17 protein-coding genes and 1 pseudogene are annotated in these 20,179 nt (G+C 66.8%); 9 read left to right on the top strand and 9 right to left on the bottom strand.

Annotated elements, in window-relative coordinates:
• Window positions 1–520 (bottom strand): annotated as a pseudogene (locus ACTIIH_RS13305) (hypothetical protein); the annotation flags it as partial.
• 49 nt (window positions 521–569) lie between these two features.
• Between ACTIIH_RS13305 and ACTIIH_RS13300 the strand changes: the two are divergent.
• Complete coding sequence (locus ACTIIH_RS13300; RefSeq protein WP_441452316.1) at window positions 570–2,171, top strand: succinic semialdehyde dehydrogenase; 1,602 nt, start codon at window positions 570–572, stop codon at window positions 2,169–2,171.
• Between the two features lie 33 nt (window positions 2,172–2,204).
• Here ACTIIH_RS13300 and ACTIIH_RS13295 read toward each other — a convergent pair whose 3' ends face one another.
• The 4 genes from ACTIIH_RS13295 to ACTIIH_RS13280 are packed head-to-tail and all read right to left on the bottom strand — an operon-like array spanning window position 2,205 to window position 8,842.
• Window positions 2,205–4,157, bottom strand: coding sequence for a penicillin-binding transpeptidase domain-containing protein (locus tag ACTIIH_RS13295; RefSeq protein ID WP_441452314.1), 1,953 nt, complete (start codon window positions 4,155–4,157; stop codon window positions 2,205–2,207).
• A 59-nt stretch (window positions 4,158–4,216) separates the two neighbouring features.
• Window positions 4,217–4,951, bottom strand: coding sequence for a response regulator (locus tag ACTIIH_RS13290; protein WP_441452312.1), 735 nt, complete (start codon window positions 4,949–4,951; stop codon window positions 4,217–4,219).
• Between the two features lie 55 nt (window positions 4,952–5,006).
• Entirely contained in the window at window positions 5,007–6,884 is a 1,878-nt protein-coding gene (locus ACTIIH_RS13285; RefSeq protein WP_441452311.1) for a sensor histidine kinase, read from the bottom strand.
• A 41-nt stretch (window positions 6,885–6,925) separates the two neighbouring features.
• Entirely contained in the window at window positions 6,926–8,842 is a 1,917-nt protein-coding gene (locus tag ACTIIH_RS13280; protein WP_441452309.1) for an MOSC domain-containing protein, read from the bottom strand.
• Between the two features lie 113 nt (window positions 8,843–8,955).
• Here ACTIIH_RS13280 and ACTIIH_RS13275 point away from each other — a divergent pair, with 113 nt between their 5' ends.
• From ACTIIH_RS13275 to ACTIIH_RS13265, 3 genes are all read left to right on the top strand, one after another.
• Window positions 8,956–9,249, top strand: a complete 294-nt coding sequence (locus ACTIIH_RS13275; RefSeq protein WP_441092093.1) for a metal-sensitive transcriptional regulator — start codon at window positions 8,956–8,958, stop codon at window positions 9,247–9,249.
• Window positions 9,250–9,336: 87 nt separating this feature from the next.
• Window positions 9,337–9,549 carry a heavy-metal-associated domain-containing protein gene (locus ACTIIH_RS13270; RefSeq protein ID WP_441452307.1) on the top strand — a complete coding sequence of 71 codons (213 nt, stop codon included), beginning with the start codon at window positions 9,337–9,339 and terminating at the stop codon, window positions 9,547–9,549.
• Window positions 9,549–11,933: a heavy metal translocating P-type ATPase gene (locus ACTIIH_RS13265; RefSeq protein WP_441452305.1), complete on the top strand. Its 2,385-nt coding sequence runs from the start codon at window positions 9,549–9,551 to the stop codon at window positions 11,931–11,933. The genes ACTIIH_RS13270 and ACTIIH_RS13265 overlap by 1 nt, the downstream gene beginning before the upstream one ends.
• Window positions 11,934–12,178: 245 nt before the next feature.
• Here the strand turns inward: ACTIIH_RS13265 and ACTIIH_RS13260 are convergent, their stop codons facing one another.
• The gene (locus ACTIIH_RS13260; RefSeq protein ID WP_025779103.1) at window positions 12,179–12,460 is read right to left on the bottom strand and encodes a hypothetical protein; all 282 of its coding nucleotides are present in this window, start codon (window positions 12,458–12,460) and stop codon (window positions 12,179–12,181) included.
• 405 nt (window positions 12,461–12,865) lie between these two features.
• Between ACTIIH_RS13260 and ACTIIH_RS13255 the strand changes: the two genes are divergently transcribed.
• The 4 genes from ACTIIH_RS13255 (at window position 12,866) to ACTIIH_RS13240 (ending at window position 16,954) form a co-directional block, all read left to right on the top strand.
• Window positions 12,866–13,411, top strand: a complete 546-nt coding sequence (locus ACTIIH_RS13255; protein WP_441452303.1) for a hypothetical protein — start codon at window positions 12,866–12,868, stop codon at window positions 13,409–13,411.
• Window positions 13,411–14,370 (top strand): response regulator transcription factor, encoded by a 960-nt coding sequence (locus ACTIIH_RS13250; protein WP_441092091.1) that lies wholly within the window; start codon window positions 13,411–13,413, stop codon window positions 14,368–14,370. The genes ACTIIH_RS13255 and ACTIIH_RS13250 overlap by 1 nt, the downstream gene beginning before the upstream one ends.
• Window positions 14,371–14,374: 4 nt before the next feature.
• Window positions 14,375–15,661 carry a sensor histidine kinase gene (locus ACTIIH_RS13245; protein WP_441452301.1) on the top strand — a complete coding sequence of 429 codons (1,287 nt, stop codon included), beginning with the start codon at window positions 14,375–14,377 and terminating at the stop codon, window positions 15,659–15,661.
• A gap of 225 nt (window positions 15,662–15,886) precedes the next feature.
• On the top strand, window positions 15,887–16,954 hold the full coding sequence (locus ACTIIH_RS13240; protein ID WP_441452300.1) for a M15 family metallopeptidase: 1,068 nt from the start codon (window positions 15,887–15,889) through the stop codon (window positions 16,952–16,954).
• 4 nt (window positions 16,955–16,958) lie between these two features.
• On the opposite strand, the gene ACTIIH_RS13235 is transcribed toward ACTIIH_RS13240, so the two are convergent.
• Window positions 16,959–17,576 carry a DUF1990 family protein gene (locus tag ACTIIH_RS13235; RefSeq protein ID WP_441452298.1) on the bottom strand — a complete coding sequence of 206 codons (618 nt, stop codon included), beginning with the start codon at window positions 17,574–17,576 and terminating at the stop codon, window positions 16,959–16,961.
• Window positions 17,577–17,744: 168 nt separating this feature from the next.
• Here ACTIIH_RS13235 and ACTIIH_RS13230 point away from each other — a divergent pair, with 168 nt between their 5' ends.
• Window positions 17,745–18,197, top strand: a complete 453-nt coding sequence (locus ACTIIH_RS13230) for a MaoC family dehydratase (protein WP_441092087.1) — start codon at window positions 17,745–17,747, stop codon at window positions 18,195–18,197.
• A 174-nt stretch (window positions 18,198–18,371) separates the two neighbouring features.
• Here ACTIIH_RS13230 and ACTIIH_RS13225 read toward each other — a convergent pair whose 3' ends face one another.
• Window positions 18,372–19,382 carry an endonuclease domain-containing protein gene (locus tag ACTIIH_RS13225; RefSeq protein ID WP_441452295.1) on the bottom strand — a complete coding sequence of 337 codons (1,011 nt, stop codon included), beginning with the start codon at window positions 19,380–19,382 and terminating at the stop codon, window positions 18,372–18,374.
• A 264-nt stretch (window positions 19,383–19,646) separates the two neighbouring features.
• Window positions 19,647–20,179, bottom strand: a 533-nt coding sequence (locus ACTIIH_RS13220; RefSeq protein ID WP_441452293.1) for a glycoside hydrolase family 15 protein, incomplete at its 5' end; no start/stop codon positions are given.

Below are 20,179 nucleotides of genomic sequence, written 5' to 3'. Positions count from 1 at the left end.
ATTCGGCCGGGCGAAAGGAGGAGTCGACGTCGATGCACACCCGCACCGAGGCGGCTCCCGCCTCGGCGAGGATCGCCCCGTTCACCGCCGGACCGGTCCCTTCCGGGCCGGAATCCCGCCCCGCCTCGGTGAGGGATCTGCGGACGTCGTCGATGATGTCGAGGTGGTCCACGGAGTCGATCATCACGGTGATGTTCGACCGCGCCCCTGCCTCGGCGACCATTCGGGTCAGGGCCGGCCGGTCGAGGCTGGGATAGCCGATGACGATGTCGCGGACGCCGCGGGCGTGGAGGAACAGGGCCTCGGGAACGGAGAATGCGAGAACGCCGGAATAGGCGGGGTGGGCGAGCGCTCGGTCGATGGCTTCGGGCACGCGCAGGGATTTCGTGGCCAGCCGAATCGGCAGTCCGCAAGCGCGCTGAGCCAGGGCATCGAGGTTCTCATCGAACGCGTCGAGATCGAGGACGGCGGTGGGTGCACAGGTCCCTTTCAGCGCACGCCGGAGTCCACTCGAAACCATATTCGGTAGTCTAGCCCGCGATGACCTACGTCACATGGTTAGGAAGCCGATGAGAACAGAGACCACCGCGCGCACCTCCGAAGCAGGCACCGCGCAGACCGCGTCCACGCATGTCACCGCTGCACTGCGGGACTTCCTCGACACCGATCCGTACGCCGATGCCTCCGGATCGGGCGAGGTGATGCGCGGCGTCGAACCGTTCACCGGCCAGGAGGTCGACCGGTTCGCACGGAACACTCCCGACGACATCGAGGCCGCCTACGCCACGGCCCGCATCGCAGGCGAAGCATGGGCCGCTCAGTCGGTTCAGCACCGGGCGAAGGTGCTCACTCGACTGCATTCGGCACTGGTCCGGAATGAGGATCTGCTCCTCGACATCATCCAGTACGAGACCGGCAAGGCCCGCATCCACGCCTATGACGAGATCCTCGATACCTTCAATGTGCTCCGCCACTACGGGGTGATGGCCGCCCGGTATCTGCGTCCCGAACGCCGGCGCGGGGCGATCCCCGTGCTCACCCGCACCGAGGTCACGCGCACCCGGCTGGGCGTGATCGGGTTCATCACACCGTGGAACTACCCGCTGACCTTGGGTGCGACCGACCTGTTCGCGGCCCTGACCGCCGGCAACGCCATCGTCCACAAACCCGATTCGACGACGACGCTGACCTCGGTGTTCATGCGCAGGCTGGCCATCGCCGCCGGTCTGCCCGCCGAGGCGTGGCAGCTCGTGCCCGGCCCGTCCTCCGAGGTCGGCCCCGCACTCATGGCCGGAGCCGACGGAATCTCGTTCACCGGATCGACGGCCGCCGGACGGTCGATCGCCGCCGAGGCGGGGCAGCGCCTGCTCCCGGCTGTGCTCGAGCTCGGGGGCAAGAATCCGCTGATCGTGGCCGCCGACGCGGATCTGGAGAAGGCCGTCGAGGGTGCCGTGCGCGGATCGTTCTCCTCGGCCGGGCAGCTGTGCATCTCGATCGAGCGCATCTACGTCCATGAAGACCTCTATGAGACCTTCTGCGCCCATTTCGCCGAGGCGGCTCGCGCCCACCGTCTCAGCGCGGAGTTCGACTACGGCCCGGACATGGGCACCCTGGCAGGGCCGAAGCAGCTCGAGACGATCACCGAGCATGTCGAACAGGCCCGCAGCGCCGGTGCCACGGTGCTCGCCGGCGGGCACCCGGTGCCCGATCTCGGCCCCTATTTCTACGCTCCGACCGTGCTCACGGATGTTCCCGCGACGGCGGAGCTGCATCGCGAGGAGACCTTCGGCCCCGTCGTCTCCGTCTATCCGGTGCCGTCCGATGCCGCGGCGATCGCTGCAGCCAACGACAGCGACTACGGACTCTCGGCGTCGGTCTACTCGCGTTCCCATGGGCGCGAGATCGCGCGGCTGGTCGAGGCCGGCATGGTCAATGTCAATGAGGTCTACCCGGCCAGCTGGGGGTCCATCGACGCTCCGGCCGGCGGAATCAAGGCCTCAGGCATGGGCCACCGGCACGGACCCGAGGGCCTCTTCCAATTCATGCATTCGCACACGATCGCGCAGCAGCGCCTCCACCCGATCGCCCCGGCCGGTCCTCTCGATCAGAAAACGTTCGCGAAGGCCATGACCGGCGCGCTACAGGTGATGCGATCCCTGCGTATGCGGTGAGGGGTACGTCGCCGCAGCCGCCTCGGCGGAAGCTCAGTTGACGGAATCGAAGAATTCGTGCGCCACCGGCACGGCCGCCTCGGCGCCGAATCCGCCGTCTTCGACGAGGACGGCCACGGCCAGATCTCCCTGGAACCCGGCGAACCACGAATGTGTGCGCGGCGGGGTCTCCTCGCCGTATTCGGCCGTTCCGGTCTTGCCGTGGACGGGGTCACCGGGAACGTCCTTGAGCGCAGTCGCAGTGCCCTCGGTGACGACTGCGCGCATCATCGTCGAGATCTCCTTCGCCGCGTCCGCGTCGAGCGACGGGGGTTCGCTGCCGTCGCCGGTGCCCTTACCTGCACCCTGGCCGTCGTCGCTCTTCGCCTCGTCGAGCGCCTCGCCGAGGACGAGCTGCGGGGTGATCGTCTCCCCCGCTTCCACCGAGGCGGCCATGGTCGCCACGGCCAGCGGGCTCGTCTGCACTTTGCCCTGACCGATCATCTGAGCGGCGTGGGTGACCTCGTCATCGTCGGTCGGCACCGAGGCCATCTTCGCGCCTATGGCCGAGGTGTCACCGAGCATGCCGAGTTGGGCGGCGGCCTCGGCCACCTCGTCGCCGGTGACCTTCTCCGAAGAGGAGACGAATGCGGTGTTGCAGGAGTGGGCGAAGTCCTCGGCGAAGCTGACGATGCCGAGCACTTCGTCTTCGGCGTTCTTGAAGCTCTTGCCGCCGATGTTTACGGTCTTCGGGCAGTCGATGTCGTCATCCGGTTTCACCCCGGCGTCGAGGAGTGCCAGCCCCGAGGCGATCTTGAACACGGAACCGGGAGCGTACTGGCCGCTCAGCGCTCGGTCCCAGGCCGCTCCTGCCGGGTCGTGGTTGGCCACGGCGAGCACCTGGCCGTCGCTGGGACGGATCGCGACGACGGCGGCCGGTTTCTTCGCGGCCGCCGCCGCGTCGTCCGCGGCGGTCTGGATATCGACGTCGAGGGTGGTCTCGAGATCCTCACCGTCCTGCGACTCGAAGGCGTGAAGGCTCGTCAGCTTCGTCTTTCCGCCCTTGTCGTCGGTCGGATCGCCCTTGGCGAAGACTTCGACGCTGCCGGGTCCGCTGAGGCGGGAATCGTAGGTCTTCTGCAGGCCGGTGCGGCCGACGATGTCACCGGCGATGATCTCGCCCTCGGAGTTCTCGATGTCTTCGGCGCTGGCGGGTCCGGCCGAACCGAGCGTGGCCTGCGCGAACCCGCGAGACCGGGTCAGAGTCTGGGTGTCCTCGGAAAAGAGCACCCCCGGCAGATCGTGGATGGCGCTCTTGACCGATCTGTAGTCGTCTTCGCGCAGGGTCACGACGGGGACGAGCTGATTGCCTGCGGCGTCGTCGACGGACTTCTCGAGGTCAGCGGCGTCGAGGTCGAGGGAGTCGACGCCGTCGTTGAGCCCGCTGACGAGTCGGCCGATGGTGTCGGGCTCCAGGCGATTCGGATGGACGCCGATGTCGATGACCTTCCCCTCTGCCATGAGCACTTCGCCATCGGCGCCGAGGATCTTCCCGCGTCCGCCCGGATTCGCGCGCAGTGCGAAGCGGCCGCCCTTGCCGAGCTTCGGGTGGACGGCCTGCTCCGTGAGATCCGCCCACCAGAAGAGTCCGTTCTTCTCCAGGGGCAGCTGGGAACTGTACTCCCAGGACTCTCCGTCGTTGTTCGCCCAGCTCCAGTCGAGTGTGGCCACGGTCCGCCCCTCGGCCTCGGTGATGTCGTCGACGGTGACCGACCGCAGGTCGACTCGCTTGCCCAATGCCTTCGTGACCCGGTCGAACAGGCCCTGAGCGAGGTCCTTCTCGTGCCAGACGTCCGAGTTCAGCTGCTCTTCGGCGAGGTCGTGGGCGGCGGCCTCGGCTGCCGACGACTTCGTCATCGGAAGCCGGAAGAGCGCAAAGACCCCGGCGCCGAGCAGCAGAACGAGGACGAGTACGACGGCCAGCCAGACTCGGGACTTCTTCGACATGGGACCATTTTCTACCGAGGGGTGTCCGATGTCCATTGCACTGAGCCGAGACCGCCTGGTCAGCCTGCGTCGGGGACGACGGTGTATTCGAGGACGGGGCGGCCGGCCGAACCGTACCGGGGACGGCGTTCGAGCATGCCGGCGTCGGCCATGGATTCGAGGTAGCGGCGTGCGGTGACTCGGGAGACGCCGAGGCCCTCGGCCAACTCAGCCGCGGACTGTCCCGGATTCTCATCGAGCAGGTTCTTCACCTCGGACCGGACGGCATCGGGCACACCCTTCGCAGTCGCGGCCACAGTGTGGGTGCGCAGGGCCGAGATCGCCTTGTCGACCTCGGTCTGGGTGACCTCCCCGTCGTTCGAGTCTCCGCCGAGGCGGTTGCGGAAGGACGAATACGCCTCGAGTTTGGATTTGAAGACGGGGAAGGTGAAGGGCTTGATGATGTACTGGGCGACGCCGTAGGACAACGCCTCCTGCACGATCTGCATGTCCCGGGCGGCGGTGACGGCGATGATGTCGACGTCGACTCGCTGGCCGCGGATGGCGCGACAGACCTGGAGTCCGTGCCCGTCGGGCAGATTCATATCGAGGAGGACGAGGTGGATGCCGGAGGACTCGAGGCCGTAGATCTGACCGGTGAGAGCAGCCATCGCCTGAGTGGCATTCTTCGCCACCCCTGCGACGTGATAGCCGTCGATGCGATCGATGTACTTCGCGTGAGCACGGGCGGCGACCACCTCATCCTCGACGACGAGCACACCGATGCTCGATTCGGGCACAGTTGAGTCCGACATGCCGCCAGTCTATCTGCACCCGTTTGACAGCGTGCCTGATCGTGTTGCAGTCCCGTCACATCGAGCTGTGGCCCGCTTGACCTGCACCGGCCGAGCCCGGCAGCCACACCGTGAGCACCGCACCCTTGAACCGGTCGCAGTCCTCCCCGTGGCCCTGCACGTCGACGGCTCCCCCGAGGCGGCGGATCGCCTGCACGACCAGGGACAGCCCGACCCCGCGGGTGCCCGTCTGCTGGCGTCCCTGCCCCTGGTCGGTCTCGACACCGTCGTGCTTCGTCGACCAGCCGCGTTCGAAGATCGCGTCGACGTGCTCCTCGTCGATGCCCGGACCGTCATCGCTGACCTCGATCGTGAATCCGCCGGGACCGCCGGAACCGTAGAGCTCGACGTGGACTCTCTTGTCTTCAGGCAGGACATCCTGCCTGCTCAGAGCGTCGAAAGCATTGTCGATGAGGTTGCCGAGGATCGTCGCGAGATCCCGATCGTCCCCGCCGAGGCTGCCCGTGAGGTCCGCGGTGTCCACCGTCATCTCGATGCCCACCTCGGCTGCTTGGGCGATCTTGGACAGCAGCAGGGCCGACAGCACGGGGTGGTCGAAGGTCATCGACCCGTCCCCGTTCACCCGGTTGAGGTCGTCGATGTCTCTGGCCGCGAAGTCGATGGCCTCATCGACGTGCCCGGTCTCGAGCAGGGACACGACCATGTGCAGCCGGTTCGCGTATTCGTGGGTCTGTGCGCGCAGGGAATCGGAGAACGATCGCACGGACACGAGCTCGCCGGAGAGCTCGGCCAGCTCCGTGTGATCGCGCATGGTCACGACCCACGTATCGCTGGCCGCCTCGGTGGGCTGCTGATTGACCACGAGGACGCGATCGTCGGTGTAGTGGATCTCGTCGCGGGCCCACCGGCCGGAGGCGAGCAGATCGTGCAGCGCCTCCGGCAGGTCGAGCTCGCGCAGCGGCATCTCCTCCGCCGAGGTGGGGTCCGGGTCCTCGTCGTCGCCGACGGCCGGCATGCCCAGCAGTTCCCGGGCCTCGGTGTTGATGAGCACGATTCCGCGGGCGCGGTCGACGAGCAGCAGTCCTTCGGAGACGGCCGTGAGCACGGAGGAGTAGAAGTCGAGCATGCTGCGCAGCTCCTCGGCGCCGTAGTCACCGGTGACCCGGCGCAGACCCCGCGATGTCACCCACGAGGACCCGATGCCGAGGATGAGGGTGAGGACGGCGATGCCGATGAGCCATTTGCCCTGCGCCAGGAAGCCTTCGCGGACCGAATCGGCGGAGCTGCCGACGATGACGGCGCCGACGACGGTGTCGGACTTCATGCCGTCGATGCCGACGTGTTCGGCATAGACCGGGGTCACGACGTACATGGTGCCGTCGGACGGGCCTCCGTCGTCGATGAAGCGCACGGTCGACCGGCCCTCCTGCAGAGCCTGACCGTCGACCGCCTGGGCCAGCTGGTCGATCGAATCCTCGGGGATCTTCCCGGAATCCGCCGAGGCGGTCTTCGCCTCCAGCGCCTGCTGGCGTCCGGGTGAGCCCAGCGTCGGCGGGGTGAGCAGGAAGTCGATGGGCACGACCGCGGCGACGTCGAAGCCGTATTGGCTGATGACATTGTCCAGCAGCGTCTGGACATCGTCGCGGGATTCGGAGTCGAGGTAGTCGTCTTGACCGACTTCACCGGTGGCGACGAGGCCCAGCGACATCGAGATGTTGTCCGCGGCCGACCGCAGCAGGTCCTGTTCGCGTTTCGTGTTGAGTTGGGAGAGCTGGAGGTAGAGCAGACTCGTCGTGAGCACCATGACGCCCACGAGCATGATCGAGTTCGCGAACATGATCCGCCCGGCCGCGGACAGTCGCACCCACCGGCTCAGGCGGCCCACCGGTCCGGCGGGCCCCTGCGGCAGCACGGTGCGCTTCTTCTTCGGCATGGCAACCATTGTGCCACCCGCGCAGTGGCCGCTTGCCGGGGTCAGAGCGCCAGACTGATGGGTCCGGCGGGGACCGCAGAGCACACGAGCACCTCGTCGCTCTCGACTCGGGCGGCGGGTTCGATCGGGTAGAGCACGGACCCCGCGGCCAGGGAGACCGAACAGGTTCCGCAGGATCCGCCGCGGCAGGAGCTCGGCGACCGGAATCCGCGCGCTTCCAAGGATTCGAGCAGAGTGCCTTCCTGCGGCTGCCAGACGAAGCTCGTTCCCGATTTCTCCAGCGTCACCTCGGCGGGCGAGCACGCGGCGATGGCCTCGCTCATGCCCGTGTTCGGAGAGGCGAAGGTCTCCTGGTGGACCGCGGGAACGCCGGCCTCGTCCGCGGCGGCGAGCACGGCCGCCGTGAAGTCGCGGGGTCCGCAGACCATGACGTTGTCGCAGCCGGCCACCCAGTCGACGAGATCCCGGTGGCCCGGTCGACCGGCCGTCGCGGTATCGCGGTGGTGGGTCTCGACGGGCACGGAGCCCGAGCGGGCGCGGTCCTGCAGCCGGTTCCACAGGCATGCGGTGCGGTGGTCGCGGTCGACGTGGACGAGTCGGATTCGATCGGTATCAGGCAGGTCGGCCAGACCGTCGCTGCGCAGCAGTCCGAGGCTCGGGGTGATGCCGATTCCGGCGGTGATCAGGGCCGTTGTGCCGCCGAAGACGCGTGAGGCGGTCATGGTTCCGTGCGGGCCGGAGGTCAGTATCCGCTGTCCCTCGTCCAGCGATGCCACGGCCCGCGAGCCCTTGCCCTGGGTGCGCACGGCAATGCGGACGATGTCGTCGTCGACGTCGGTGATCGTATAGGTCCGCCAGAACGGTGCGCCGAGGTCGAGGTGAACGCGCAGATTGGTGCCCGGTTCGTCGAATTCGCGGATCCAACCGAGGTCGTCACGCAGTGCCACCTCGACGATATCGTTGCAGATCTGCCGGCGGCCGACGACGGTCATGAAGCGCGGAGTCCGCGCGACCTTGATCAGTTCGCGCGGGGCCGGACCGTCGACGATGATCTCGTCGCCGACGGTGACATCGCCGGTCTCGAGGATCTGTCCGTAGATTCCGCAGTGCAGATGCCCGCAGGCGGAGTTGAGCAGCCTTGGGACGTTGACGTCGACCTCGGTCGTCGCCGGGTTGACGGTCGTCGCCGGGCAGCGTTCGATCGTCGAGCGGATCGCCAGTCGCACGCCGCCGAGGCGGATGACCGAACCGATGAGCGCGAACTCCTCGAACGGGGCGAGTCCATCGACGAGGATGTTGCCGCGGAACCGCAACGAGTCGAGCTCGACTGCATGCTCGGCTGCACCAGTCGCACGATCGTCCGGAGTACCCGCGTCAGCCGACGTCGGACCTACCGATTCAGCGCTCAGGCCGAGGGCCGCGCGGCCCTCATCCGTCTCGGCGATCGCGGCGACCGTGGCGGGGTTGATGAGAGAGATTCCCGAGCGCTGCGAGTCGAACATCCCCTGATCCGCGACGGCCAGGCTGCGCGGGAATGTACCCTGAGGGGGTATCCGTTCGGAGAGGAAGCTCGCCGAGGCGGCCCTGCCCTCTTCGTCATCCGCGGAGAAGGTCGTCGACTCCCCCATCGGGGACGTGAGGGTCACCGTCGCGGAAATATCGTCGATCGCCTCGGCGGGGGCGGTCTGGTCATCCGGATCAGGCGCGGTTGCGGACTCGTCTCCGGCCACCTGGGGGAGGGCCACTGCGACCTGCCACTTCTGCAGGTCGGTGTCGTTCTTGAGCACCGTGAAGGCGGAGTACGAGTGCCAGGCGTCGACGGGAACGTCGAGGCTGCCGTTCGTGAACGCCGCGATCCGGTCACCGCGGATCCCGCGGTCCTTGACCACCCTGGCCGCGGTGAGCTCCTCGGCGGGGAACCCCTTGACCGGGAACCGGAACAGTCTGGCAACATGCATAATTCGATTGTAGGAGCCGGAGAACACGGAACGGTCGGGATGAGAGCAAACGCACAGCCGTCTCGGCGAGGGCCGATCTTGATTTATACCCTATAGGGGTATACGGTGCGTTCATGACTGAGCAGCATGGATACACCCCGCAGAAGGACGCTCTCGCGCGGAGGATGAAGCGGATCGAAGGTCAGGTCCGCGGCATCGGGAAGATGATCGACGACGACAAGTACTGCATCGACATCCTCACCCAGGTCTCCGCCGCGACAGCCGCGCTGCACGCGGTCTCCATCAACCTCCTCGAAGAGCACATCGCTCACTGCGTGGTCGACGCCGCCTCATCCGGCGACGACGAGGAAGCGCGGAAAAAGGTCGAGGAGGCGTCAGCCGCCATCTCCCGACTCATCAAGAGCTGAAGCCGCAGGCCGCGTCCGCCCCATCGGGGTGCGACGACGCCTGAGGCCCGGACGTCGGGACAATTTCACAGCTGATAGGAGAGCACGATGACGACCACCACCATCACCGTTTCGGGAATGACCTGCGGACACTGCGAAGCCGCTGTCAAGGACGAGCTCGGGGCGCTTGCAGGCGTGACTGACGTCGCGGTCGACCTCAACGCCGGGGGAGATTCCCCGGTCACGATCACATCGTCGGCCGAACTCGACGCTGCGGCGATCCGCGCCGCCGTGGATGAAGCCGGCTATGAGGTGAAGTGATGCCTCGCGAGCTCGAGCTCGACATCACGGGCATGACCTGCGCGTCGTGTTCGGCGCGGATCGAGAAGAAGCTCACCCGCCTCGACGGGGTCACGGCGGAGGTCAACCTGCCGCTGGAGACCGCGCATGTGGTCATCGACTCCGAACTCAGCGACGACGACATCACCGGCGCCGTCGCGAAGGCCGGCTACGGTGCCACGGTACGCAGCCCCGGCGCGGGCGGTGCTGGAGGCGCCGGTCCGGAGATCGTCGACTACGATCCCCGCCATCTGCGGCCGCGCTTCATCGGCTCACTCATCCTCGCCGTCCCGATCGTCGCGGTCTCGATGGTCATGAGCTGGCACTTCGCCGGGTGGCAGTGGGTCGTCGCGATCCTCGCCCTGCCGGTCGTGACCTGGGGTGCGTGGCCCTTCCACTCGGCGGCATACAAGGCCGCCCGCGGTGGGTCGACGACCATGGACACCCTGGTCAGCGTCGGCATCACCGTCGCGAGCCTGTACTCGTACTTCACGCTGGGCCGGGCCGTCGCCGACGGTCACAGCTGGACGATTCCCGCCGAATATCATGTGTGGTTCGAAGCTGCCGCCGCAATCACGGTGTTCCTGCTCATCGGCAAGCTCACCGAGGACCGGGCGAAGAACCGGGCGACCGCGGCGCTCAAGGCGCTCCTCGACCTCGGGGCGAAGTCCGCAACCGTGCTGCGTGAAGCTGGTGCGGCTGAGGGCGCGCCGGAGGCGACTGCGGCCGATGCTGCTTCCGGCGCTGCCGGCGCGAATGGCGACCGCGTCGAAGTGCAGGTGCCGATCGACGAGCTGACCGTCGGTGATGTCTTCCTCGTCCGTCCCGGTGAGAAGATCGCCACCGACGGTGAGGTGCTGACCGGACATTCTGCTGTCGAAGAGGCGATGCTCACCGGCGAATCCGTTCCGGTCGAGGTCGGCCCCGGCGATTCCGTCACCGGAGCCACGATCAACACCTCGGGTGTGCTCGAGGTCCGCACCACCCGTGTGGGTGCCGATACGACTCTGGCGGCCATGGCCGATCTCGTCTCTCGCGCGCAGAGCGGGAAGCCTGCCGTGCAGCGGCTGGCCGACCGGATCTCGGCGGTGTTCGTGCCGATCGTCTTCGGCATCGCGATCCTCACTCTGCTCATCTGGGGCTTCGTCACCGGAGACTGGGCGGCTGGGCTGCATGCGGCGCTCACCGTGCTCATCATCGCCTGCCCCTGTGCCCTGGGCTTGGCTACGCCGACGGCGCTTGCGGTGTCCTCGGGGCGCGGATCCCAGCTGGGCATCCTCGTCTCCGGGCCCGAGGCGCTGGAGTCGACGCGGTCGATCGATACGGTCGTGCTCGACAAGACCGGCACTCTGACCACCGGCGTGATGAGCCTGACCGGAACCGAACTCTCACCGGCGGACTTCGCTGTGCTCGCTCGTCTGGAGTCGCGCAGCGAACACCCGATCGCCCGCGCCATCGTCGCAGCCGCACCCGAGACCGCCGGGGTTGACTCGGCTGATACTTCCCCGACTGATCCGGGTTCGGCGGGGACGGGCTCGGCTGGGCCCGATTCCATGGGATCGGTCGAGGAATCGGCCAGGGCCGCCTCGGCGAGGTCGATCGGGACGGCAAGGTCGGTCGAGTTCTCGGCTGGGACAGCGGTCGCGGATTTCGAGAACATCGCCGGGGGCGGTCTGCGGGCCACGATCGACGGCGCCGAGGTGCTCGCCGGGCGCCCGGACCTGCTCCGGGAACGTGGGATCGCGGTCGACTTTGCGGCCGATTCGGTGCCGCGCGGCGCCACGATCGTCGCGCTGGCGATCGACGGGGTCTTCCGCGGGCTGAGCTACGTCTCCGACGAGGCCAAGCCGACCGCCCAGGCCGCGATCGGCGAACTGCATTCGCTGGGACTGAGCACAGTGCTGCTGACCGGGGACAATGCCCAAGCCGCCGAGGTGGTCGCCGAGGCTCTCGGGATCACCGAGGTCCGCGCGGATGTCCGCCCGGCGGGCAAGGTCTGCGTGGTCAGCGAACTGCAGGAGCAGGGCCGGGCCGTCGCCATGGTCGGCGACGGGGTCAACGACGCCGCCGCTCTGGCCGGTGCGGACCTCGGCATCGCGATGGGGTCGGGTACGGACGCGGCGATGGCGGCGTCGGACATCACCATGGTCAAGTCAGATCCGCAGCAGATCCCGCAGGCGATCCGGCTCTCGCGCCGGACCTTGGGGCTCATCAAGGGCAACCTGTTCTGGGCCTTCGCCTACAACACCGCGGCGATCCCGATCGCGGCGTTCGGACTGCTCGACCCGATGATCGCCGGTGCCGCAATGGCGTTCTCGTCGGTGTTCGTCATCCTCAACAGCCTCCGCCTGCTGCGTTTCTCGTAAGCACGGCGGGGGCAGACGAGCCGTTGCCCCTCGACCGCGAGCATCCGGTAACTAGACGTCATGCCGACGAAGTGCGTGACAGTACGGAACGTGCGACTGAGCCGCGGAAGATGAGGCCGGTGCCCACGTCTCAGTGAACGCCCTGGGGCGCCTCAGCGCATGGGCCGGGCGCCTCAGTGAAGGGTGCCGCTTCTCAGCGCAGTTCTCAGCGCAGCCCCAGGCGTCTCAGTCAGGTCTGGTGCGGCTCACCGCATGACCGGGTAGGACTGGTTCTGATTCTGCGTGTCCTTGCGCATCACCCAGTTGAGGTAGCTCGTGAAGCCCGACACCAGCACAAAAGCCGCTCCGGCGTAGACGAATGCATAGCCGAAGGCGCGACCGTCCTGCCACGCTCTGGTGACGATGATCGCGAGGACGAGAGTGACGATTCCGCAGACGGCGCCGACTCTGATCGCATCCTTGTAGGACACCGTGCTGGAGGGCTTGCCGCCTGTGGACTTCTTCTTCGGGGTGTTCGAGGGCGCCATGCCCACCATTCTACCGGTCCGAGCTGAGAGCCGAGGTGTGCGCAGTCGACTACCCAGCGCTCCGTCGCAACGGACGCCGCAAGCCGCCTTGAAACCGACGGATCCTGCCTCACCCGGCGGATCCGACGACGCCGGCGACCCGCCTGAGCCGACGATCAGGTGGACTACGGGCTCGGAACAGGCAAAAATGAGGGTGTGCCCGTCACCGTCAGACGCGCCTCCGGGGAGGCGCTGTGCTCATCTCTCTCCAGCCAGGCCCCGCCTGGCCGTGAACCATGTGCAGGCACTGCGACTCGGTCCGCCGTCGGCCCAGGCCCCCTCGACCCTCCCCCTTCGACACCCCTCTCGTCGACGCCCTTCCGCCGCACCGCCCGCACTGCCACAGCGCTCCTCCTTGCGACAGTCATGGCCCTCACCGTCACAGCATGCGGCCCCGATCGCGGTCTCAAGGTCTCCCCCGAGGGCAACCCCTCCCCCTCCCTCTTCGCCCCCAACACCGAGGCTGCGGGCGAAGCGAATGAACCGTTCTCCCTCGACGAAGTCCGCACGGCCATCGAATCAGCGTCGGGAGTTGCGGTCACCGGCCGCGCCACGAAGACGGCCGAGGTCGTCGCCGACTGCAAGGACTGCCTGAAGTTCGCGTCTCCGTTCCTCAGCGGTGAACAGAAGTTCCAGCTGGTCACGGTGGCCAACCCCAAACAGCCCAACGAGATCATCGCCGGTGCGGTCATCAGCGATCACAGGGGCGAGCCCCGCCTCGAGCTCATCGCCACCGGCAATCAGCTCAAGGTCAGCCCCGGCAGAAACGGGACACTGGTGGTGCAGGAGGCCATGTTCGCCGACGGGGACAGAGCATGCTGCCCCTCCGGCTGGTCGGTGCAGGTGTTCCGCATGCACGACGGTAGGTTTGAACCAGGTCAACGCTTCACGCGGCTAAATGGAGAAACGTAATGCACATAGTTCTGGTCGAGGATGACGAAGTCATCCGTGAGACGACGCAGATCGGACTCGAACGCTTCGACTACACGGTCTCGGCATTCGCCGACGGCCGCGAAGGGTACGAGTTCGTCTCCGCCAACGGCGCCGACGTCCTGCTTCTCGATCTCATGCTGCCGACGATGAACGGCGCCTCCATCTGCCGTGCCGTGCGCGAGCGCTCGACGATCCCGATCATCATCATCTCCGCCCGCTCCGACGCCATCGACATCGTCCAGGCCCTCGAGGCCGGAGCCGACGACTATCTCACCAAGCCCTTCGACATGCAGGTGCTCAACGCTCGCATCCGCGCGGTCGTGCGTCGGTTCATCACCACCGGCACCGACCGGTTCGGTTACTCCCCCGCGCCCGAAGCGGATGAGCATCACGACACCGTGATCGGCCCCGGCGGCATGGTCACCGGCGACGGCATCCCCGAGGTCCTCGGTGCCAGCCCCGGAATGGACACCCGGGATCGACTGCGAGCGCAGCTCGAATCCGATGACACCTACCTCGGTGCCGGTGGGAAATTCACCACCGCCCCCGAGGCGGACGACGACGAAGAGGCGATCGGCGGAGTTCCCCCTCGCCCGAGCGGCTCTCCCACGGTGGCCGCGGAGACGTCCGGCTCCGACGGCGGGCTGGGCCAGTTCCGCACGCGGCTGGGGTCCCTGGTCCTCGACACCGGCCGGCTGACGGTCGAGGTCGACGGGGAGGAAGTCCACCTCACCCCGACCGAGCTGCGGGTCCTCCTGCTGCTCACCGAGCAGCCCGAGCACGTCTACTCGCGGGAGAAGATCGCGTTCACGGTGTGGGGCTACGAATGGGCCGGCGACTCCCGCGTCGTCGACGTCCACATCCAGCGCCTGCGGAAGAAGATCGGGGCGAGCATGATCGAAACCGTTCGCGGATTCGGTTACCGCTTCGCAGGCTGATCGCATGTCGCTGCGCTGGAAGATCTCTCTGCTCATCGTCGCCTCGGTGATCATCGCCGTGCTGTCGTGCTCGATCGTGCTGCGCCAATCCGCGGCCCGGGCCGAAGACGACAGGATGCGCTCGACAGTCACCGAGCAGCTGACGAATGCGACGACCATCTTCTCCGAGACCGGGGTACTCACCCTCAATGCCCGCATCGATGATCCGGAGCTGCCCACGGAGGCGCGCAGGTCCGCACTCAAGGGCCAGAGCGTGACGATCCGGTCCGAGGTCGACGGTGAGGAGATCGTGTGGGCCGCGGCCCCCATCGAGGTCGGTTCGCACACCCAGGTGATCTCCGTGCGCGCCTCGACGAAGGACAGCCAGGAGCTCATCGGCCGCATCGACCAGGCGCTGCTGGTGGGCATGATCGGCTCCGCCCTCGTCGTCGGCGGCGTCGGATCGATCGTCGCCGGCCGCATCTCCCGACGGCTCACGCTCGGTGCGCAGGCCGCCAGGAAGATCGCCGCCGGAGACACGACGACCCGCATCGCCGATGTCATCGACGAATCCGATCAGGAGGTGTGGGCCTTCGCCACGGCCGTCGACACCGCAGTGGCCCGCCTGACCGAACGCATCGACTCCGAGCAGCGCTTCACCGCCGATCTTGCGCATGAGATGCGCACCCCGCTGACCGGGCTGGTCAACGCCGCAAACCTGCTCGAAGAGGATTCCCGCCCCGCCGAGCTCGTCAAGGATCGGGTCGTGCGCATGCAGGTCCTCGTCGAAGACCTCCTCGAAGTCTCCCGACTCGATGCCGGACGCGCCAATCCCGAGTTCACCCGCGTCGACATCGATCAGGCGATCCGCTCCCTGCTGGGCACGATGGAAGCTTCGGGCGCCCTCGCCGGCCACCAGATCGACACCCATCTGGCGGCACTGAATTCGACCCTGGTCACCGATGTCCGGCGCTTCGAACGCATCGTGTCGAACCTGCTCGTCAACGCGATCAAGCACGGTGGCGATCCCATCCGGCTGGAGACGAGCACGCGCAGCATCGTCGTCACCGACTCCGGCTCGGGCTATCCGCCGGACATCGTCAACACCGGCCCGACCCGCTTCGTCTCCGCCGGCGGCGGCGGAATGGGACTCGGTCTCGTCATCGCGCAGGGGCAGGCTCGCCTGCTCGGAATCACACTGATCTTCAGTAACGATCCCGTAACAGGGGGTGCGCGGACCGAAGTGATCTTCCCCGAGGAAGACGCCCAGGAGCGCACCCTCCGACAGTACATCGAGGGCCGATCCGAATAATCTCGCCGAGGCGGCCCCGACTCGACTTAGGGCGCCTGACCTGGAATGACGTCAGCAACTCGAGGATCCGCCGACCTCGACCTGGGTGCCGGCTGACCGCCTGCGAGTGCGACTCGTCACCAATGTATGACAGGTTCGATATATTTCCGTTACACTTTTGTGATGCAGTTTTGGAGTCGTCGGAACGTCGACGGTCTTCGAGGAGTCACAGCCATACGGAGAGTTATGTCAGAGTCATCATCGACCACAGAGTCACCGGTGCGTCGACGGGATCTGCACAGGCGGCGCTCATCGTCCCCGTTCTCTCGCACCCGCACCTCGACTCGCAGCACCGGGGCACCGACCGCGGCTGCGCCCGCTGCATCCATCAACTCCGATACCGAGAACCTGTCGCCCAGGCGCGCAGCGATGGCCGCCGAGGCGCGAGCGACTCAGACGTCCCCGCGTCGGGCCGCAATGGCTCGAGAAGCCGCCGCGGTTCCCACGACCTTCGGCTCAGCGTCTGCCTCGTCTGCCCGTCGGGTCAGCGCAGGAGCCGCCGAGAGCCGCGGGTCCGATGGTGCGCTGCTCAAGTCCGTGCGCAAGAAGAAGGTGCGGACCGTGTCCACTCTGGCTGCCGTCTCAGTGGCCGGCGCCGCCACCGCAGTGACCATGCTGGTCAACAACCTCGGCGGCGGTGCCGAGGTCACGACCGACCCGACCGCCGCCGGTGAGCCCGCCGCCGTCAATGCTGAGAAGGTCAACGCGGACGTCCCAGAGGTCAAGGGGAAGTCGTCGATGGAGATCGGCGTGCCGAGCGCCAAGCAGAAGAAGGTCAAAGCCGCGTCCCGCGCGGTCGAGAAGAGCGCCCTGCCCGGCTGCGATGAGAAGCAGAACTTCGACCAGTCCGCCGGCAACGGCGAGCTGCCCACTGAGTGGCTGTGCGACCTCGGCAAGGAAGACCACCGACTCCGTGCCGATGCCGCTGTCTCCTTGGCGAAGATGAATGCCGCATACAAGAAGGACACCGGCAAGGAACTCGAGATCACGGATTCCTACCGTGACATGGCCGGACAGGTCTCTGTGGCCGGCCGGAAGCCGGGGTTGGCCGCCAAGCCGGGTACCTCGCTCCACGGTTGGGGCATCGCCCTCGACCTCGGCGGCGGCGTCGCCTCGAAGTCCGGAGCCTGGAGCTGGCTCGTCGAGCACGGAGACGAATACGGTTGGGAGAACCCCGACTGGGCCAAGTCGAGCATGTACGAGCCGTGGCACTGGGAATACACTCCCGCCCGCGACTCGATTCCCGGCAAGTGACCGATCAGCTGCGCAGTGCCCGTCCGTAGCGGCGGCGGTAGACGATCTGAGCGAGTCGGACGAACGGTTCGCCGAGCCTCCAGATGCCCAGCCCCGCCCGCGAGACCGATCTCAGGACGAGGAAGACCCGGTCATCGGCGGTGCGGATGAGGATGAATGACTCCTCTCCGGTGATCGGATGCCCCGGCTTCGTGCCGTAGGTGAAGCCGCATCGGTCCTCCGTGTCGACAACGTCGATGACCCGTGAGGGCTCAGGCAGCCGGAAGGGCCCGAGGCGCACGCGGATCGTCGGCTCCTGCCCCGGCTCCACCCGAGGCGGTCGACTGGCACTCTCACCGCCCGAGCGAGCGTCGGCATCAGCCGTCGTCTCCCCTCGACCCGCTCGATCGGCTCCGCCCGCGCTCCCGGCGAGGAGGGCGTCGACGTTCACCTCGATGTCGAATCCGCTGCGGATCTTGACCTCCCAGTGCAGGAGCTCCTCGGCGCAGCGGTCGAACGTCTCTTTCCCGTGGCCGACGAAGTACGCGGATTCGAAGTGACGGTAGCCGTCGGGACGCTCCAGCCACCTCGGCGAGAGGGGATGCGTCAGCGTCACGGGACGGTCGTCGGAATGGTCGGCCATGCCTTCAACCTAACGGACGCGGCCCGTCAACCCTACGGACTCGAACCGTGGGACTCACAGTCCGGACGAGGGGGTGGCGTCGACCGGACGGCCACGTATGATGCCAAGAACAGCGGAATTCAATCGAATGTCCGCTCAGCATCTGAGCCAGGATCAAAGGAGAACCACGTGCGCACAATCAACGGCATCGACGAGATCGAATCGCTCATCGGCCAGGGACTCGGCTCTTCCGACTGGATGACGATGGATCAGGACGCCATCAACACCTTCGCCGACGTCACCGGCGACCACCAGTGGATCCACGTCGACGAAGCGCGCGCGGCCGAAGGCCCCTACGGCGCGACGATCGTCCACGGATTCTTCACCCTCTCGCTCATCCCGAAGTTCTCCACCGAGGTCTTCACCATCGAGGGCGTGTCGATCCGCGTCAACTACGGACTCAACAAGGTCCGCTTCCTTCAGCCCGTCGTCGTCGGCTCCCGACTGCGCGCAACGATCAGCGTCAAGGATGTCATCCGCGGCGACAAGGGCACTCAGGTCATCCTCGAACACACGATCGAGATCGAAGGCCAGGACCGCCCCGCATGCGTCGCCGAGGTGGTCACTCTCCTCGTCGAGTGAGCGACCGCGACAGGACCGCCCGCACTATTATCCGCCGTCTGACGGAGGGATAAGTGTGCGCAGATTGCCCATTTCCAGCACGAGAATGGCAATCTGCGCACGCTTATCTCTGGCCGAGCGGCACCGCGGCCCCACCACGAGAAGGCCAGTCGGACGAAATGGCGCGACGCAGACTCAGATCAGGCCACCAGCACGCAGGTGGTGAGCGATCAGGCCGCAGATCTCCGCCATGTCTGAGTCTTTGGATACTCGGATGACCGTCCACCCTTCGGCCTGGAGTGCTGAGATACGGCGATTGTCCTCGGCGAACTGCGTCGGCGAGCTGCGATGATGATCGCCTTCGTACTCGATGGCGAGCCTGATCGACGGATAGCCCATGTCCGGGTGGAGGTGGGCGCCGATGAGTGAGCATACGACTGCCGGATGGACCACAGGTTCAGGCAGTCCTGCGTCGATGAGCCGCAGTCGCAGCTTCGTCTCCGGTGGAGAATCGACATCGCCCCGCACCAGCCCGAGTGCGCGTTCAACCGTGAGACGTCCTCTCACTCGGCGTCGGGAGGCGATTTCAGCGCGGATTTCGTCGATCGTCGTCAATGGTCCCCCGTGCCATCGGCCGACCGCGGCGTCCCCGAGCACTACGAGCTGTTCCACGGTCAGCACTCGCGCAAGTTCGATGAACAGCTGTGCCGCCGAGATGAGCGGCAGGCCGAAGTAGTTCTCCGACCGCAGCCATTCGTACCGATGGAAGACGACGTTCTTCCGTCGCTTGGTCGGGCCTTTGTCTTCACGAGCCACGTGCACCCGAGTGTCGGCGTTCGACGGCACCGGCAATCCATACAACTTCGCCGCAGTGACCCCGCAAGCAACGACACCGGTGTCGATGCACACCAATCCCGTCAGCTTCACTCGTTCGTCGATCCACTCGGCGTCCGCCCAGGTCGGAGCGACAACCCGTGTCGAAGGATCAGTTTCAATCCACACGCCGTAGCCGAGCTGCTTGTACTTCCGCTCATCGTCCAGCGCGCGGCGCGTGATTCCCCGCGATACTCCCTGCGCACGCGTGAACGGAATCGCGGCGGTCATGAGCTGACGCGGTTTCTCCGTCCAGGGCCGGATCCGAAGCTTCCGCAGGTTGGCCGGCTGAGCAGTGGCGAGAGACTGCTGCGCCGGTGCCCGATTGTTCATAGGCAGAGAATGCCTCCGCCGCGGCGAAGAAGGCCAGTGGTGATCTCACGTCTGTGGACAGAGCCTCGTTGTCCACAAGCCAACTGCGCACGAGTCGCCGCGTCCGCGCTGCAGGAAAGCGGAGAAAAGTGTGCGCAGATTGCCCATTTCCAGCTCGAAAATGGCAATCTGCGCACACTTAAGGCTCGAGAGCGGCGGCTGGAGCCCGTGCCTCGTGGTCGCGCGGACTGAGTGCCCCTCCCGAGTGCGGCGGGCAGCGTTGCCTCAGCTCGGGCGGTGGGCGTCGAGCTGCTGGGCGACGCGGATGTAGCCGAGGTGTGAGTACGCCTGCGGGTGGTTGCCCAGGTGCATCTCGGCGACGGGGTCGTATTCTTCAGACAGCAGTCCGGTGGGCCCGAGCAGGTTGTCGACCTGCCGGAACAGATCCCAGGCATCGTCGATGCGGCCGACCTTGATGAAGGCCTCGATCAGCCAGGTCGTGCAGATGTGGAATCCGCCCTCCAACCCGGGCAGCCCATCGTCGTAGCGGTAGCGGAACACCGTCGGGCCGACCCGCAGTTCGCGTTCGATCGCGTCGACGGTGGACACGAAGCGCGGATCGTCGGCGTCGAGCAGCCCCGAGAGTCCGACGAACAGTGCGGCCGAGTCCAGGTCCGTCTCACCGTAGGCGACGGTGAATGCCCCGACCTCCTCGTCAAAGCCATGCGTGAGCACGTCGTGGGCGATCTCCTCGCGCAGCTGCCGCCACGCACCGGGCGGCTCCCGATCGAACCGGTCCGCGATCCGCAGCGCCCGAT

Source organism: Brevibacterium sp., assembly GCF_052105255.1.
Classification (GTDB): domain Bacteria; phylum Actinomycetota; class Actinomycetes; order Actinomycetales; family Brevibacteriaceae; genus Brevibacterium; species Brevibacterium linens_B.
The sequence above is the reverse complement of the archived record's forward strand: the minus strand, read 5'-3'. Positions and strand labels throughout refer to the sequence as shown.

Bases quoted from the DNA above. Each gene is read 5' to 3' on its own strand.
- ACTIIH_RS13290 (WP_441452312.1), bottom strand. From the start codon at position 4,951: ATGTCGGACTCAACTGTGCCCGAATCGAGCATCGGTGTGCTCGTCGTC.
- ACTIIH_RS13225 (WP_441452295.1), bottom strand. From the start codon at position 19,382: ATGAACAATCGGGCACCGGCGCAGCAGTCTCTCGCCACTGCTCAGCCG.
- ACTIIH_RS13265 (WP_441452305.1), top strand. From the start codon at position 9,549: ATGCCTCGCGAGCTCGAGCTCGACATCACGGGCATGACCTGCGCGTCG.
- ACTIIH_RS13280 (WP_441452309.1), bottom strand. From the start codon at position 8,842: ATGCATGTTGCCAGACTGTTCCGGTTCCCGGTCAAGGGGTTCCCCGCC.
- ACTIIH_RS13300 (WP_441452316.1), top strand. From the start codon at position 570: ATGAGAACAGAGACCACCGCGCGCACCTCCGAAGCAGGCACCGCGCAG.
- ACTIIH_RS13275 (WP_441092093.1), top strand. From the start codon at position 8,956: ATGACTGAGCAGCATGGATACACCCCGCAGAAGGACGCTCTCGCGCGG.
- ACTIIH_RS13240 (WP_441452300.1), top strand. From the start codon at position 15,887: ATGTCAGAGTCATCATCGACCACAGAGTCACCGGTGCGTCGACGGGAT.
- ACTIIH_RS13250 (WP_441092091.1), top strand. From the start codon at position 13,411: ATGCACATAGTTCTGGTCGAGGATGACGAAGTCATCCGTGAGACGACG.
- ACTIIH_RS13260 (WP_025779103.1), bottom strand. From the start codon at position 12,460: ATGGCGCCCTCGAACACCCCGAAGAAGAAGTCCACAGGCGGCAAGCCC.
- ACTIIH_RS13255 (WP_441452303.1), top strand. From the start codon at position 12,866: ATGGCCCTCACCGTCACAGCATGCGGCCCCGATCGCGGTCTCAAGGTC.
- ACTIIH_RS13235 (WP_441452298.1), bottom strand. From the start codon at position 17,576: ATGGCCGACCATTCCGACGACCGTCCCGTGACGCTGACGCATCCCCTC.
- ACTIIH_RS13270 (WP_441452307.1), top strand. From the start codon at position 9,337: ATGACGACCACCACCATCACCGTTTCGGGAATGACCTGCGGACACTGC.
- ACTIIH_RS13295 (WP_441452314.1), bottom strand. From the start codon at position 4,157: ATGTCGAAGAAGTCCCGAGTCTGGCTGGCCGTCGTACTCGTCCTCGTT.
- ACTIIH_RS13245 (WP_441452301.1), top strand. From the start codon at position 14,375: ATGTCGCTGCGCTGGAAGATCTCTCTGCTCATCGTCGCCTCGGTGATC.
- ACTIIH_RS13285 (WP_441452311.1), bottom strand. From the start codon at position 6,884: ATGCCGAAGAAGAAGCGCACCGTGCTGCCGCAGGGGCCCGCCGGACCG.